Source organism: Reichenbachiella versicolor (assembly GCF_003171675.1).
GTDB classification, from domain to species: domain Bacteria; phylum Bacteroidota; class Bacteroidia; order Cytophagales; family Cyclobacteriaceae; genus Reichenbachiella; species Reichenbachiella versicolor.
Window position 1 is genome coordinate 351,036 of record NZ_QFZQ01000002.1, and the last position, 15,280, is coordinate 366,315.

Annotated in this window: 16 protein-coding genes; 2 read left to right on the forward strand and 14 right to left on the reverse strand. The window is 36.4% G+C overall.

Features of this window, described 5'->3' with window-relative positions; genetic code table 11:
* Nucleotides 1-8: 8 nt before the first annotated feature.
* The 9 genes from argC to surE all read right to left on the reverse strand — a co-directional run bounded on the left by argC (nucleotide 9) and on the right by surE (nucleotide 7,230).
* Complete coding sequence (gene argC, locus DKG80_RS06435; RefSeq protein WP_109830497.1) at nucleotides 9-974, reverse strand: N-acetyl-gamma-glutamyl-phosphate reductase; 966 nt, start codon at nucleotides 972-974, stop codon at nucleotides 9-11.
* Nucleotides 967-2,157 (reverse strand): argininosuccinate synthase, encoded by a 1,191-nt coding sequence (gene argG, locus DKG80_RS06440; protein ID WP_109830498.1) that lies wholly within the window; start codon nucleotides 2,155-2,157, stop codon nucleotides 967-969. Before argG ends, argC begins: the two co-directional genes overlap by 8 nt.
* 1 nt (nucleotide 2,158) lies before the next feature.
* Nucleotides 2,159-2,782: a GNAT family N-acetyltransferase gene (locus DKG80_RS06445; protein WP_109830499.1), complete on the reverse strand. Its 624-nt coding sequence runs from the start codon at nucleotides 2,780-2,782 to the stop codon at nucleotides 2,159-2,161.
* Nucleotides 2,783-2,990: 208 nt separating this feature from the next.
* Nucleotides 2,991-3,959: a GSCFA domain-containing protein gene (locus tag DKG80_RS06450; protein ID WP_109830500.1), complete on the reverse strand. Its 969-nt coding sequence runs from the start codon at nucleotides 3,957-3,959 to the stop codon at nucleotides 2,991-2,993.
* A gap of 9 nt (nucleotides 3,960-3,968) precedes the next feature.
* Nucleotides 3,969-5,177, reverse strand: a complete 1,209-nt coding sequence (locus DKG80_RS06455) for a hypothetical protein (protein WP_109830501.1) — start codon at nucleotides 5,175-5,177, stop codon at nucleotides 3,969-3,971.
* Nucleotides 5,178-5,287: 110 nt separating this feature from the next.
* Nucleotides 5,288-5,728, reverse strand: a complete 441-nt coding sequence (gene rplI / locus DKG80_RS06460) for a 50S ribosomal protein L9 (protein ID WP_109830502.1) — start codon at nucleotides 5,726-5,728, stop codon at nucleotides 5,288-5,290.
* Between the two features lie 9 nt (nucleotides 5,729-5,737).
* Complete coding sequence (gene rpsR / locus DKG80_RS06465) at nucleotides 5,738-5,989, reverse strand: 30S ribosomal protein S18 (RefSeq protein ID WP_109830503.1); 252 nt, start codon at nucleotides 5,987-5,989, stop codon at nucleotides 5,738-5,740.
* Complete coding sequence (gene rpsF, locus DKG80_RS06470) at nucleotides 5,986-6,345, reverse strand: 30S ribosomal protein S6 (protein WP_109830504.1); 360 nt, start codon at nucleotides 6,343-6,345, stop codon at nucleotides 5,986-5,988. Before rpsF ends, rpsR begins: the two co-directional genes overlap by 4 nt.
* A gap of 114 nt (nucleotides 6,346-6,459) precedes the next feature.
* Nucleotides 6,460-7,230 carry a 5'/3'-nucleotidase SurE gene (gene surE / locus DKG80_RS06475; protein ID WP_109830505.1) on the reverse strand — a complete coding sequence of 257 codons (771 nt, stop codon included), beginning with the start codon at nucleotides 7,228-7,230 and terminating at the stop codon, nucleotides 6,460-6,462.
* A gap of 122 nt (nucleotides 7,231-7,352) precedes the next feature.
* Here surE and mtaB point away from each other — a divergent pair, with 122 nt between their 5' ends.
* Nucleotides 7,353-8,666 carry a tRNA (N(6)-L-threonylcarbamoyladenosine(37)-C(2))-methylthiotransferase MtaB gene (gene mtaB, locus DKG80_RS06480; RefSeq protein ID WP_109830506.1) on the forward strand — a complete coding sequence of 438 codons (1,314 nt, stop codon included), beginning with the start codon at nucleotides 7,353-7,355 and terminating at the stop codon, nucleotides 8,664-8,666.
* Between the two features lie 61 nt (nucleotides 8,667-8,727).
* On the opposite strand, the gene DKG80_RS06485 is transcribed toward mtaB, so the two are convergent.
* On the reverse strand, nucleotides 8,728-9,339 hold the full coding sequence (locus DKG80_RS06485; RefSeq protein ID WP_109830507.1) for an FKBP-type peptidyl-prolyl cis-trans isomerase: 612 nt from the start codon (nucleotides 9,337-9,339) through the stop codon (nucleotides 8,728-8,730).
* 318 nt (nucleotides 9,340-9,657) lie between these two features.
* Between DKG80_RS06485 and DKG80_RS06490 the strand changes: the two genes are divergently transcribed.
* A complete protein-coding gene (locus DKG80_RS06490) occupies nucleotides 9,658-10,170 on the forward strand; it encodes a hypothetical protein (RefSeq protein ID WP_162555720.1) in 513 nt (170 codons plus the stop codon).
* A gap of 155 nt (nucleotides 10,171-10,325) precedes the next feature.
* Here DKG80_RS06490 and leuB read toward each other — a convergent pair whose 3' ends face one another.
* From leuB to leuC, 4 genes are all read right to left on the reverse strand, one after another.
* The gene (gene leuB, locus DKG80_RS06495) at nucleotides 10,326-11,381 is read right to left on the reverse strand and encodes a 3-isopropylmalate dehydrogenase (RefSeq protein ID WP_109830509.1); all 1,056 of its coding nucleotides are present in this window, start codon (nucleotides 11,379-11,381) and stop codon (nucleotides 10,326-10,328) included.
* 77 nt (nucleotides 11,382-11,458) lie between these two features.
* Complete coding sequence (locus tag DKG80_RS06500; protein ID WP_245906970.1) at nucleotides 11,459-12,991, reverse strand: alpha-isopropylmalate synthase regulatory domain-containing protein; 1,533 nt, start codon at nucleotides 12,989-12,991, stop codon at nucleotides 11,459-11,461.
* A 143-nt stretch (nucleotides 12,992-13,134) separates the two neighbouring features.
* Nucleotides 13,135-13,731: a 3-isopropylmalate dehydratase small subunit gene (gene leuD / locus DKG80_RS06505; protein ID WP_109830511.1), complete on the reverse strand. Its 597-nt coding sequence runs from the start codon at nucleotides 13,729-13,731 to the stop codon at nucleotides 13,135-13,137.
* A gap of 77 nt (nucleotides 13,732-13,808) precedes the next feature.
* Nucleotides 13,809-15,206, reverse strand: coding sequence for a 3-isopropylmalate dehydratase large subunit (gene leuC, locus DKG80_RS06510; RefSeq protein WP_109830848.1), 1,398 nt, complete (start codon nucleotides 15,204-15,206; stop codon nucleotides 13,809-13,811).
* Nucleotides 15,207-15,280: the final 74 nt, after the last annotated feature.

Below are 15,280 nucleotides of genomic sequence, written 5' to 3' on the forward strand. Positions count from 1 at the left end.
CCGTTGTTTTAAAATCCTAAACTCTTCAATTTAAGTCCTGAAGTTTCTTCTAAGTCAAACATTAAATTCATATTATGAATGGCTTGACCTGAAGCTCCTTTAACAAGATTATCTATACATGAAGTAATTAGTACATCATCCCCATGTTTCTCTACATGAACTAAACATTTGTTTGTATTTACTACCATTTTCATATCTGGGGCTTTATCCAGAACATGAGTGAATGCAGCTTTTTGATAGAAATCCAAATACCATTGTTTAACTTCTTCTTCACTTGCTTCGCACTTAGTGTAAAGACAAGCAAATATTCCTTTAGTAAAGTTTCCTCTTACTGGTAAGAACTTAATTTTTTGGTTAAACCCTGACTGCAATTGTGAAATAGACTCTCCAATTTCACCTAAATGCTGATGATTGAAAGCTTTATAAATAGAAATATTATTATTTCTCCAGCTGAAGTGGCTTGTAGCCGTTGGGTTCTGACCAGCACCTGTAGAGCCTGTAATTGCGTTTACATGTACATGATCTATAATTGATCCATTCGCTGCCAAGGGTAGCATTCCAAGTTGGATTGCTGTCGCAAAACAACCCGGGTTAGCAATTTTCATTGCTCCTTTTATTGCCTTTTTATTCAATTCGGGCAACCCATAGACAAAACCATCAGAATCTTCTTTCAACCTGTAATCATTACTCAAATCAATGATTTTAACAGAATCTGGAATATCATTTCCTTCCACGAAGGATCTTGAATGACCATGACCAGAACAAATAAACACAACATCAATATCAAAATGATACTCACTTGCAAAGTCCATGTCAACATCTCCAACCAAATCCTTATGTACGGAGTATACTGGGTTTCCTGCATTACTAGTACTATGAACATAGGCTATCTCTGCTTCAGGATGCCCAACTAATATTCTTAATAACTCACCAGCTGTATAGCCAGCTCCACCGATTACTCCTACTTTAATCATTGTTGATAGAGCTATATATTTTATTTTGATTAGCCAATATCTTAGTGAACCCCTTCACATCTTCACCTGACCAACCATTATTCATTTCTCCGTATTGTCCAAACTCTGAAGCCATCAAATCCTTGTCTGACTCAATTCCAATCGTTTCAAATCTGTAAGGTGCTAACTTTATGATCACTTTACCAGTAACATTTCTTTGGGTATTCTCAAGAAATACTTCAATATCTCTCATCACTGGATCTAAGAATTGCCCTTCATGAAGTAACATTCCATACCAGCTAGCCAACTGTTCTTTCCAGTGTGCTTGCCACTTTGTCAAAGTATGTTTTTCCAGTAAGTGATGAGCTTTCAATATTACAACAGGGCCAGCGGCTTCAAAACCTACTCTACCCTTGATACCAATAATTGTGTCCCCTACATGAACATCTCTACCGATACCATATTTGGAAGCAATAGCTGTAAGTTCCTCTATAATCTGTACAGCTCCTTTTTTCTCTCCATTTAAGGCTACCATTTGCCCTTTTTCAAACTCAAGGGTGACCTCTTCCGAACCTTCTTTCTCTACTTGAGACGGAAATGCTGATTCTGGCAATGTCAAGTTGGACGTCAGAGTCTCATCTCCTCCAACAGAAGTACCCCAAAGCCCTTTGTTGATAGAATATTTTGCTTTCTCCCAAGAGATATTTACTCCTTTGGTAGCCAAATAATCAATTTCCTCTTGACGAGAAAGTTTGTTATCTCTGATTGGAGTAATGATTTTAATATCTGGGCAAATTATCTGAAAAATCAAGTCAAAACGAACCTGATCATTACCAGCACCAGTACTTCCATGTGCTATATATTCTGCCCCATGATCTTTGGCATATTTAGCAATGGCTAAGGCTTGGAATGCTCTTTCTGCACTAACACATAATGGGTAAGTGTTATTCTTCAATACATTTCCATAAATCAAATACTTTAAACACTCATCATAAAACTCTTGAGTTACTTCAAGATTTGCATGACTAGCGACACCATAAGATTGAGCTCTTCTTTCAGTTTCAGCTAATTCTTCCTCAGAGAACCCACCCGTATTAACCAATACCGTGTGTACTTCTAAATCTAAATCATCTTTTAAATGGAATGCGCAATAGGTAGTATCTAACCCACCGCTAAATGCTAAAATGACTTTCTTCTTACTCATCTTATTTGTTTTTAAGCTTGTTTTTCAAGGTCTTGAGTTTACTTAACCCTCTAGATAATGCATTAGGCTTCCCCTCAGGCTGAGTAGTCTTTTTCTTTTTTGTAGAATCTAATAGCATCCCTGTACAAAGACAGTTTTTGCGTTCATTTCTCTGCAAAATATCATAGTTTGGACAACTCTCACAGCCTTTCCAAAACTGATCATCATGTGTTAACTCTGAAAACGTAACTGGCTGATATCCTAGTTCATAATTGATTTTCATCACTGCCAAACTGGTAGTAATACCGAAAATTTTAGCTTCAGGATATTTGAGTTGTGATAATTCGAATATTTTGTATTTAATTTTTTTCGCCAAACCGATGTTACGATAGTCTGGATGAACTATAAGGCCGGAATTCGCTAAATACTCTTTATTTTGCCATACTTCGATATAGCAGAATCCAGCTAAATTATCTCCATCTAAAGCGATAACAGCGTTCTCATTTCTAAGCTTAGTCCTGACATACTCTGGCTCTCTCTTAGCAATACCAGTCCCACGAGCTTTAGCAGCCTTCTCTATTAATTCACAAATAGCTTCAGCATAATGACTATGCTTTGCCGTTGCATAATGCACTTTAACGTCCATTGGTTATGAACTCGAAATTAAAAAGTAGAAATTTGTATGATTTACAGATGAGGGCGTACCACGTAGGTAGCCATATATTATAAAAGCCCAAAGGGCCTCCTGATCCTTCTAGTGAAAGAAACTGTTACCTGATCGATATATAGAACTGAAACGCTCATTATTTTGGAGTTGCAATACTAGCCATAAACCACTAAAAATGCAATAACATCTAATCCAACTGTTGCTGAAATAAAGCTATTTCTTTAGAGACATTCACCTTTTCAGACATCTGTCTTAACTTCTGAATGCTTGCGTCAACAAAACGTCGATGTTCTTTTGATTCTGGGTTAAACGGTTTGTGTGCCAAAGCCGATGTTATCTTCTTCCATTCATCAATGAATTCATTTGCTTGTTTATCAAGATAAGTGTCTCGGAATTTCTCCCAAATATAATTCTCTGCAAATGATGTTGGATGTATCAAATCATCCTTGTAAAATCGATAATCTCTTAAATCATCCATCATTATTTCATAAGATGGAAAGTACTCTACTTTTTGAAAAGATGATTGGCCACGATCACATAATAACCTAAGAGATGATTTACTAAGTTGATTTTCTGGAATACCATCTTTAGTATGTCGAACAGGACTTAAGGTAAGTAAAACTTGTATTTTAGAATTAACTGAAAACACAAAATTCAAAAACTCATCCTGCGCAATCATCATTTCTTCTATACTTAGAAGACGCTTGTTAAAATACTTCTGAGGAGTCTTATGGCAATTCGATACTATATATGAATCATTTAATGTTTCATAAATCCATGCTGTTCCATACGTTATGATCAGACAATCTGCATTTCGCAAATTTTCATTTGACAGTCGTTTTGTATCTGATATAACTTCAGCAAGCTCCTCTTTGCTGCTATTTCTAAATTCAGAATGAAAATCATGGTGCAACCATATCCCTTCTCTATCTATAAACTTCGAGTCATTAAAATCTTCTTCTTGCAAAAGCCTAAATAGAGAAATCGGATTATATACTGTACCAAAAGGGTTTCCGAGAACTTGAAATTTATTTTGAGTCAAATGCTCCGCTATCATATCCGAAAAACAAGAACCTATCGTAAGAAATTGACTTGATAAATTAAAAAGACAATTTCCTTTTGCGATTTTGAATTCCGTCCGCAAGCTATTTGACATTACGACTTCTTACTTATTTCCTGAGGCTACTTCTTTAAAAGCAACTGTAAATGCATTCTTACTCTTATTCAATGTATATTTCACAGTATCCCCTATCTCTAACTCTAAGTCTGAAACTACCAAATTAAACGCCCCATCTTCATCCTCATCGTATTCCTCTGCATTCTTACCATTTACCGTATAGAGCCCCTCTGGATTGAAAACATAGGTCAATTCAGCTAACTGATCAGTGAATGTACCTGATTCAACAACAGCAGAGATCACATAATTTCCGTCAACAAATTCTGAATCTATAGAGAATGTTTCACCAAATCGAGTCGAAGTTCCAGATGAAGAGACCGTACAGGTATCCGCAGCCAACACACAAATATCAATATTAACATCTTCAGATGCATTTACTCCACTTTTAGTAGAATTCATTATCCAATCCAGCTCGAAAAAGATTTTACCAGGCGTAACGTTCACAACTTGACTACTTGTAAGATCCAGAATATAGTCAAGATAAGAGAGCTTTGAATCCTGACCAACTACGTCTTTAATAGTTATAGTAGCAGCATCACCTATATAGTCACCTGTGTAGTTTTCATTAAAATATACTGGAACAGAAAATGAAGTTCTAAATTGATCAACTGTAATACTTTCTTCGGTAGTAAACATAGGTCGTCCTGAAGCATCTTTTTGCGAGACGAAATTATACGTCACTAAAAAAGGTTCTGGTGCTCGACCTTTAAATCTATAAGTAACTTGAGTACTATCTCCAAACACAACTGAAGCATTGGTGATCGGATTTGGTGGTTTTGGTTGAGAAATATCTGACTGAATTTGAATAGTGTGATCAGTATATTGGCCAAACACCCCTCCTTTTATAGCAGTTAATGTTAAGACTACATCTTCGGGTTCATCTTCTTCTACTCCATCAGGTAAAACTCGAATGGCGATATTAAAAACTGAATCGCTAGGTGTAATTGTAAAAGTAGAATCAGTAACCATAGCTATATCTGTTTCCAAGTCAACTGATCCTGAAAGCTCATAAGATATCGAAACGGGACTATCAAAGTCCCCTTCTATTAATAGATCTACAGCTGTAGGACTATAACTTTCAAAAGCATAACTGGTTCGTTCAGAAAACTGAACTACTGGTAAACCTTCAGTGGTTTCACAAGAATTTAGCAAGAATATGGAATACACAGACAGGACAATTATTAATCCTCTTTTCATACTTCGAACGTTTATTTAGTTTAATGCAATCTACCTTAATCCTAAGCAACAAAAAAGGGTTTAATTCCATAACGAATCAAACCCTTTTAATATTCTAAATAGTGTACTACTTATTCAGCTACAACACTTATTTTAAAGTCTTGCTTTACTTCTTTATGAAGATCAGCTTGAACATCGTACTCACCGATATTTTTGATAGAACCAAAAGAAATTTTCTTTCTATCAATAGTAATACCTTTATTAGCTAAAGCATCAGATACCTGAAGTGCCGTAACAGCACCAAAAATCTTACCACTTTCTCCAGCCTTAGTCTTGATCTCAACAGTCAAGTCCACTAATTTATTAGCAATATCTTGAGCGTCTTGTTTGATTTTCTCAGCTTTATGAGAAGCTTGCTTGATATTCTCAGCGATCATCTTTTTGTTAGATGGACTAGCAATGATTGCAAATCCCTGAGGAATCAAAAAGTTTCTACCATACCCTGGCTTTACATCAACTGTATCGTTTTTGTATCCAAGGCCCTTAATATCTTCTTTTAATATTACTTCCATGTCCTTGAATTATTTAAGTGAATCAGTTACGTATGGTAATAAAGCAATATGTCTTGCTCTCTTCACTGCCTGAGTTACTTTTCTTTGAAACTTCTGACTAGTACCTGTAAGTCTTCTAGGTAAAATTTTACCTTGCTCATTTACAAACTTCAATAGGAAGTTAGGATCTTTATAATCGATATACTTAATACCGTTTTTCTTAAATCTACAGTACTTATTTTGTCTGTCAGATCTGTTTACTGGTTCGTTGATTAATGTCATGATGCTACCTCCTCTTCTTTTTTCTTATTGAAAGCTCCGCTTCTTCTTTTCTCATTATAAGCTATAGCATGCTTATCAAGAGCGGTTGTCAAAAATCTCATTACTTTCTCGTCTCTTCTATACTCAGTCTCAAGAGTGTCAATCAAAGTAGGTTCTGCTTCGAACTCAACCAAGTGGTAAAAACCAGTTTTCTTGTGTTGAATCGGATAAGCAAGCTTTTTCAGGCCCCAACTTTCCTCGTTGATGATTTTAGCACCACCTTCAGTCAATACCTTTTTAAACTTACTTGCAGCATCCTTCATCTGATCATCAGACAAAACGGGAGTCAAAATGAATACTGTCTCGTAATTTTTCATTATTAATTATTTTAAAAATCGGAGCGCAAAACAACAGCATCTTATTTAAATTTAAAAGAGTAGGCTTTTGTTTTTTTTGAAAGCACATCTTTTCTAAAAGTCTATTTTAAAAATCTAAAGATCCCACTCCTCATTTAAATAACTGATAGCATGATGACCTGTCAAATCAAATATACATGGCACTACAGAAACATAATTATTGGCAATAGCCCACTCATCATTATCTTCTCCCTTATCATGATTAATAAAATTGCCAAACATCCAATAGTAGTCACGACCGTGTGGATCTTTTCTCTTTTCAAAGTCTTCCTCCCATCTAGCGTTCGCTTGACGACAGACCTTAACCCCTTTTAGCTTTTCATTTTGAACTGGAGGAAAATTAACATTTAGCGCTATCCCTTTTGGCAAACCATTTTTCAAAGTTTCAGAAGCGATCTTCAAAATATACTCATCTACATGAGATAAATCAGCATCAGGACTCCAATCACACAATGAAAAACCAATCGCTGGACCACCTTCAATAGCCCCTTCTATGGCCGCAGACATAGTACCAGAATACAAAACGCTAATACTTGTGTTAGACCCATGATTAATTCCGCTAACTACCAAATCAACTTTCCTTCCTTTTAACACTTCGTGCTTAGCTAATTTGATACAATCAGCAGGAGTTCCTGAGCACTTGTATGCCACTACATCATCAAAAATATCAACCTTGACTAGCCTCAAAGTATCACCTACAGTAATAGCATGTCCCATACCCGATTGTGGACTATCTGGAGCAACTACTACTACTTCGCCTATCTGAGACATTAATTCTACAAGTTTTTTGATTCCAGATGAAGTAATTCCATCATCGTTAGAGACTAGTATTAGTGGTTTTGCCATATGCTTTTGATTTTTAAATCATGATAAATTTAACCAAAGGTATAAGCAATGCATGAAACAGACACCTACATCACAATTTCTTAATTGAGAAAATACCTAGCTTTGCAGACTAATCGGTTAATATGAAAAAGGTCGCATTTTATACACTTGGTTGCAAACTCAATTTTTCAGAAACATCTACGATTTCTAGACTCTTTGTGGAACAAGGGTATCAGAAAGTTGAGTTTGAAAACACTCCTGATATTTTCGTAATCAACACATGTTCCGTAACCGAAAATGCAGATAAAAAGTGCCGACAGATAGTCAAAAATGCTAAGAAAATATCTCCTGAAAGTTTTGTAGTTATCATAGGTTGTTTTGCTCAATTAAAACCAAAGGAAATCTCTGAAATACCAGGTGTTGATGCTGTACTCGGAGCAGCTGAAAAATTCAAGCTAATGGAACACCTTCAAAACTTCGAAAAACAAAAAGAAACAATTGTCTGTGCATCAGAAATTTCAAATGCTACTGAATTCAACAATGCATATTCTTTTGCTGATCGCACTAGGACGTTTCTCAAGGTACAAGATGGCTGTAACTACGGGTGTTCGTTTTGTACTATCCCTCTAGCTAGGGGAAAAAGTCGCAGTGATAGTATAGAAAACATCATCAAATCTGCACTTGAAATTGCTTCTAGCGAGGTAAAAGAGATAGTGTTGACAGGTGTGAATATTGGAGATTTCGGCATTCAAAATGGACGAAGGAAGGAAAATTTCTTGAACCTCATAAAACAACTTGATGAGGTAGAAGGAATAGATAGATACAGAATTTCTTCAATAGAGCCAAATCTTTTAAGCAATCAAATAATAGAATTTGTAGCATCAAGTAAGCGATTTGTCCCTCATTTTCATATCCCTCTTCAATCAGGATCAAATACGGTTTTGAAATTAATGAACCGTCGGTATTTAACTGAACTCTACGTAGAGAGAGTAAGTAAAATCAAAGAAAATATGCCAGATGCTTGCATCGGTGTAGATGTCATTGTAGGATTTCCAGGTGAAGGCGATAAAGAGTTTCTGGAAACATATAACTTCCTTAACGAACTAGATATTTCGTATTTACATGTATTTACCTACAGCGAACGCCCAAATACAAAAGCAATAGAAATGGAAAGTCCTGTACCTACAAAAATTAGACAAGAAAGATCAAAAATGCTTCGAATTCTATCAGAAAAAAAGAAAAGAGCCTTTTATGAATCTCAACTAGGCACTATTCATACCGCGTTGATGGAACATGATATTAAGGGTAGTAAGATGTTTGGTTTTACAGAAAATTACCTTAAAGTAGAACTCCCTGCTGACGACACTTTAGTCAATAAAACAATCAAACTAAAGATAAACAAGATTACAGAAGAGAATACTTCAATAGTCTCAGTAGAAGACAATATGCTGGTCTAACAAAACGTCTTTGATGGAAAGCATCAAAGACGTTTAAGTTTCTTTCGTTTTCAACCAGAATTTAACCGATTGAAATAAGTTCTATATCAAAAATCAAAGCGGCAAACGGTTTGATATCACCTCCTGCTCCTCTCTCTCCATATGCTAAATTGAAGGGAATGTATAGTTTCCACTTATCACCCGGAACCATTAACTGAAGAGCCTCAGTCCATCCTGCAATTACACCATTCACTGGAAAAGTAGCTGGTTGTCCTCTTTGAACCGAACTGTCAAACACAGTACCGTCAATTAATGTTCCTGTATAGTGAGTTGTAACTTGGCTCGCAAGAGTTGGTTTAGCTTGAGAAGCATCTCCAGACTCTATAATTTCATACTGAAGACCTGAAGGCAAAACAGTAACTTCTTTTCTTTCAGAGTTTTTAGCTAAGAAAGTCTCTCCTGCTTCCTTCACACCCTTATGAGCACCTTCTTTGAGTGAACTAAGCTTATTTTGGATTATTGCATTAATTTCTTCGGCAGGTATTGCCATTTGCCCTGCAAAAGCATCTGTTAATCCGGTAAGAAAAGCATCTAAGTCCAATACTTCGCTAAATCCCTCCTGCTTGAAGTTAGTTCCAACACTTTGTCCGATACCATAGCTGAACTTTTGATCTTCTGTATTTAATTCTGTCATGTCTGTTTTATTTTGGGAAATTCCCTAATGAGGCGGCAAAGTTAGAAGTTATTCTGATACTGGAAGGAAATTATTCTAATAGACACTCTGATCTTTATCAAACTAGTTCTCCTTTATACAAGAGGTTAAATCCTTGTATGCCATACATTCATTTGCAAATGGTAGTCAATGACTAAACCTTTCATATTTAATGGGAATCTGAATTACGTTTTAAACATAATTCAAACTCCAAAATGGATATATTTGTGCCGTACCTTATACAGCCAATATTTGACCTTTAGAATTAACTTTAGTTCAACCAGTTTCAAATAAAAAAGTTTGAGATATTTTATAGTTTTCTTAATACTTCTCTGCAATGGAGTGGCTACCGCACAACATCTGGATAGCATGACCCAAATTAATTATGGAGACTTACCAGATCCAATTAAAACTTCATTAAATGATGAAATAGCAAAAATGGATCTTGATGCCATTCGTTTCAACTTCTACTCAATGGATGAGAATAATAACTTCATAGTAGAATTTATCAGAGAAGGTACTGACATCAAAGCTCTCGGAGGCCTCGAAATGATTGTTTTTAGCCCTGGAGGTTCTGTTACAGAAAAAAGGTATAAATACTTTTCAGAAGAGATTTTACTTTTCGTCCCACTAGAACATATCATGCATATGCAAGAGAAGGTAGATGAAAATCATTTACAATATTTAACTAAATATGCTCCTGTTGACGGACCTGCTGATTATCGAGTAATTGCTAGCGACTCAGTGTACATTTTCGATGAAAACATGCTCTACATCAAGTCAGTTGAGCGAAAAAAATACCTAGCTCATTAAACTCATATTCATCTAAAAATTTCAGTTCTTCTTAAATAAGATAATTTTAATTTAACTGATTCTAGTTTTTAAAATTACATTGAGTAAATGGCGTTTAGCAAAAAATGCAAGTCAAAAGACTCGCATTTTTTAATTTCTAAGATGGTTTTCAGAGATTATAAATTGGCTGCTAACCAATCTCCTACTTGAGAGGTTTTGCAAGACTCACTCTCACCAGCAATATCTACCGTCACATACCCTTCTTCAATAGATTTGTTGACTACATCCTTTACTGCCTGAGCTTCCTCTAGAAGATCCAAAGACTCCAACAACATCGCAGCTGAAAGAACAGTTGCTAAAGGATTAGCAATATCTTGTCCAGCAGCTTGTGGGTAAGAACCGTGAATAGGTTCGAATACAGAAGTTTCTTTGCCAATAGATGCAGAAGGAAGTAATCCCATAGAACCAGTGATAACAGATGCTTCATCAGAAAGAATGTCACCGAACATATTCTCAGTCACCATTACATCAAACTTCTTAGGCCATTGAATCAACTGCATAGCTGCATTATCAACCAGCATATAATCAGTTTCAATATCAGTATATTCTTTTTCTACTCGCTGAGCTACTTCTCTCCAAAGTCTTGAAGAAGCTAAAACGTTAGCCTTGTCTACTACCGTAACTTTCTTGTTTCTCTTACCAGCATATACATAAGCTAATTTCAAAATTCTTTCTACTTCTTCAGTAGTGTAGTAACATGTATCGAAAGCGGCAGTTTGGTCTTCGGATCTTCCTCTAGCTCCGAAATAAATCCCTCCTGTTAACTCTCGAATAACTACTAAGTCAACATCTTGAACAATATCTTTTCTCAGAGGTGATTTATCCATTAATGAAGGAAAAGTAGCTACGGGTCTAATATTAGCATAAAGTCCAAGCTTCTTTCTCATGCCCAAAAGCCCCTGCTCAGGTCTTACTTTAGCAGCAGGGTTGTTGTCATACTTAGGATCACCTATTGCACCGAAAAGTACGGCATCGGATTGCATACACACTTCGTGCGTTTCGTCTGGATATGGATTACCCGTTTCGTCTATTGCAATAGCACCAACAAGTGCTTCTGTGTAGTTAAATTTGTGCCCAAATTTATTCCCTACAGCATCCATTACTTTAATCGCTTGCTCTACGATCTCTGGTCCTATACCATCACCAGCTAATACGCCTATTTTGAAATCCATTAGTTATAATGTTTAAAATTCAAGGTTCAATATTCAAGATTAGAAGTCTATTTTTTCAGGCTTCCATGTCTTAATAGTTAAATATTATTTTCGATTATGTTCAACATTTTGATAGTCGCTTTAATCGCAGCGACTGTTTGGTCTGAATCTAGGCCTTTGGTTTTGAATGGCTCTCCTATTTCATGAGCTCTTTGCCAAGTGATCGTAGTAATCACCAAAGCATCTGGCTCTCCTCCTGGAGGAATCTGAACTTCATAATCAACGAGTCTTGGCAAATCTCTATCTGACTCTTGATATATTAAATTTAGACAATTCATGAAAGCATCGTATTGACCATCTCCTGATGCAGTTTTTTCATAGTCTTTTCCATTTATTTCAATTTGAAGAGTAGCCATAGATCTCAAGCCTTGCGCTACTGACAGGGAGTAATTTTTAATTTTAATAGTCGGGTCAGCCACCTTGGTTCCCAAGACATCTTTAACGATAAATGGAAGATCTTCCTTCGAAATTGACTGCTTCTTATCCCCTAATTCAATCACTTTAGCCGTAACTTTCTTAGTATCCTCAATGGATAATTCAATTCCTAAATCGTCAAGATTCTTCTTAATAGATGCTTTACCTGACATTTTGCCTAAAGCATAAGAATATGTTCGGCCAAAACGCTCTGGTCTAATGCTATTATGATAAAGATTATCCTTATTATCTCCATCGGCATGTATCCCACTAGTTTGAGTAAAAACAAACTCACCTATCAATGGCATATTAGGTGAAATTCTAATCCCTGAAAAAGACTCAGCTAACTTACAAGCTTTGTACAACTTGCTTTCATTCATTCCCATTTCAAGTCCAAGATGATCACTAATCACTCCAACTACACTTGATAGTGGAACATTACCTGCTCGCTCTCCCAACCCATTTAAAGTGGTATGTACTCCACTGAAACCACACTCTAATGAAGAGTAAACATTGGCTACAGAAAGATCATAATCGTTATGAGCATGAAAGTCAAACTTCATATCTGGAAAGTTTGAAGTCATGAAAGTACAATACTCCGTGGTTTGTTTATGATTCAGCATACCTAATGTATCAGGAAGCATAATTCTATTGACTTTCATTTTGGAAAGCGCAGCAGTCATCTCTTTGACGTAGCCAGGAGAATCGATCATTCCATTAGACCAATCTTCTAAATAAACATTCACATCTATATCCATTTTATTGGCAATAGACACTGTATTACCAATATCTTCAAGGTGTTCTTGTAAAGTTTTTTTTAGCTGCTTCTCACAGTGCTTCTTTGAGCCTTTGCAAAGTAGGTTGATTACATGTCCCCCCACGTCTTTGATCCATTGGAGTGAAATATCACCATCTACAAAACCAAGAATTTCTACAGCATGACCATAGCCTTTTTCATTGGCCCAATCCAATATTTTTTTTGCTGATTTAAACTCACCATCTGAAACTCTTGCCGAAGCTACTTCGATACGATCCACCTTCAGCTCATCCAATAGAACTTGAGCTAATCTCAATTTCTCTCCTTCTGAATAAGACACTCCTGACGTCTGCTCACCGTCTCTTAGAGTGGTATCCATTATTTCTACGTATCTAGACATATCAATTGGTCAATAGGCCGGTCTGCAGTCGATTGACTAAAGATTCGGTATTCGTTCTTTATTAAATATAAAAGTGGCACAGACCATAAAAGATCTGCGCCAATATCTAGGTGTAGTTATTTTTTAACTACAGTCTTTTTGACTTATAAAGGAAGATTCTTTGCAAACTCAGAAATCTCTCCTTTTATATTTTGCAGATAATCAATATCATCAAAACCATTCAACATGTTACCTTTTTTGTACGAATTGATGGCAAAGCTTTCAGACTCGCCTGTCGCTTTGAGAGTAACAGTTTGCTCAGGAAGATTAACTTCAATTTCTGTATTAGCGTCAGATTCTATGGCTTTAAAAATCTTATCTGCAAATTCAGTGCTCACCTGTACAGGAAGAACACCGATATTCAAACAGTTATTCTTAAAAATATCTGCAAAGAACGAAGAAATCACACATCTGAAACCGTAATCATAAACTGCCCAAGCAGCATGCTCTCTAGATGAGCCAGAACCGAAATTCTTTCCACCCACAAGAATTTTGCCAGAGTATGTTGGGTTATTCAATACAAACTCAGACTTTGGAGAGTCGTCGCTGTTGTATCTCCAATCTCTAAATAAGTTATCTCCAAACCCTTTTCTTTCCGTTGCCTTCAAGAAGCGAGCAGGAATTATTTGGTCAGTATCTACGTTCTCAATTGGAAGAGGAACTGCAGTACTTGTTAGTATTTCAAATTTATCGTATGCCATTTTAATTGCATTTATAGCTAAGGCTTATGGTTATTCACCTTTTGCTCTTAGAATCAATAATTAGAACTATGAGTTAATTAAGACAAGAATTCTCTAGGGTCAGTAACAACTCCATTAACAGCGGATGCTGCCGCAACAAGAGGACTTGCTAATAGTGTTCTTGAACCAGGACCTTGACGACCTTCGAAGTTTCTATTGGAAGTACTTACTGCCAATTTACCAGCTGGAATTTTATCATCATTCATTGCAAGACATGCCGAACATCCAGGCTCTCTCAATTCAAAACCAGCCTCTGTGAAAATATCTAAAAGACCTTCTTCTTTGATTGCATCTTCTACTTTATGCGATCCTGGTACTAACCAAGCAGTAACATGATCTGCTTTCTTCTTACCTTTAACAATGTCTGCAAAAGCTCTAAAATCTTCAATTCTACCATTTGTACAAGAACCGATAAAGACATAGTCAATTTTCTTACCTATCATATCTTCGCCCTCATTGAAGTCCATATAACCTAAAGATTTCTTATAAGTTTCAACGCCTCCTTCTACATCAGTAGCATTAGGAATAGACTTAGAAATACCAATCCCCATACCTGGGTTAGTACCATAAGTAATCATTGGTTCAATATCAGAAGCTTCAAAGTTCAACTCCTCATCGAAAGTAGCATCTTCATCTGTATAAAGTGTCTCCCAATAAGACATAGCTTTGTCCCAATCAGCTCCTATTGGTGTCTTCTCTCTCCCTTTGATGTATTCAAATGTCTTTTCATCCGGAGCAATCATACCACCTCTTGCTCCCATCTCTATGGATAGATTACAAACGGTCATTCTACCTTCCATCGTCATATTTCTGAATACATCACCCGCATACTCTACGAAATATCCAGTAGCACCAGAAGTAGTTAATTTAGAAATAATATATAACGCAACATCTTTAGGCGAAACACCTTTTTGAAGATCTCCATTTACGTTAATTCTCATCTTCTTAGGCTTAGGCTGCATAATACATTGAGAAGAAAGAACCATCTCCACCTCAGAAGTTCCGATTCCAAATGCTATCGCACCAAAAGCACCATGAGTAGACGTATGAGAGTCGCCACACACCATAGTCACCCCTGGCTGAGTAATGCCATACTCAGGTCCAACAACATGTACAATTCCATTCTTTTCGTGTCCTAACCCCCAGTGAGAGATACCATACTCAGCTGCATTTTCCTCCAGAGCTTTCAACTGTCCAGCTGAAAGTGGATCTTCAACAGGAAGATGCTGATTAATTGTAGGTGTATTGTGGTCCGCCGTTGCGAACGTCTTTTCAGGGTGCATTACTTTCAACCCTCTACTTTTCAACCCTCTAAATGCAACTGGAGAAGTTACTTCATGAACCATATGTCTGTCTATAAATACAACATCTGGTCCATCTTCAATGCTCCTTACTACGTGAGCATCCCAAACTTTATCAAACAAAGTCTTACCCATATCGATGAACTTTTCTTTTTTTCTTCTTTTAAAATATGGGACACAGATCCCATCGTACAATTATAAAGCGTAGT

Coding starts and splice junctions, on each gene's coding strand:
- argC (WP_109830497.1), bottom strand. CDS start 974: ATGATTAAAGTAGGAGTAATCGGTGGAGCTGGCTATACAGCTGGTGAG.
- argG (WP_109830498.1), bottom strand. CDS start 2,157: ATGAGTAAGAAGAAAGTCATTTTAGCATTTAGCGGTGGGTTAGATACT.
- DKG80_RS06445 (WP_109830499.1), bottom strand. CDS start 2,782: ATGGACGTTAAAGTGCATTATGCAACGGCAAAGCATAGTCATTATGCT.
- DKG80_RS06450 (WP_109830500.1), bottom strand. CDS start 3,959: ATGTCAAATAGCTTGCGGACGGAATTCAAAATCGCAAAAGGAAATTGT.
- DKG80_RS06455 (WP_109830501.1), bottom strand. CDS start 5,177: ATGAAAAGAGGATTAATAATTGTCCTGTCTGTGTATTCCATATTCTTG.
- rplI (WP_109830502.1), bottom strand. CDS start 5,728: ATGGAAGTAATATTAAAAGAAGATATTAAGGGCCTTGGATACAAAAAC.
- rpsR (WP_109830503.1), bottom strand. CDS start 5,989: ATGACATTAATCAACGAACCAGTAAACAGATCTGACAGACAAAATAAG.
- rpsF (WP_109830504.1), bottom strand. CDS start 6,345: ATGAAAAATTACGAGACAGTATTCATTTTGACTCCCGTTTTGTCTGAT.
- surE (WP_109830505.1), bottom strand. CDS start 7,230: ATGGCAAAACCACTAATACTAGTCTCTAACGATGATGGAATTACTTCA.
- mtaB (WP_109830506.1), top strand. CDS start 7,353: ATGAAAAAGGTCGCATTTTATACACTTGGTTGCAAACTCAATTTTTCA.
- DKG80_RS06485 (WP_109830507.1), bottom strand. CDS start 9,339: ATGACAGAATTAAATACAGAAGATCAAAAGTTCAGCTATGGTATCGGA.
- leuB (WP_109830509.1), bottom strand. CDS start 11,381: ATGGATTTCAAAATAGGCGTATTAGCTGGTGATGGTATAGGACCAGAG.
- DKG80_RS06500 (WP_245906970.1), bottom strand. CDS start 12,991: ATGTCTAGATACGTAGAAATAATGGATACCACTCTAAGAGACGGTGAG.
- leuD (WP_109830511.1), bottom strand. CDS start 13,731: ATGGCATACGATAAATTTGAAATACTAACAAGTACTGCAGTTCCTCTT.
- leuC (WP_109830848.1), bottom strand. CDS start 15,206: ATGGGTAAGACTTTGTTTGATAAAGTTTGGGATGCTCACGTAGTAAGG.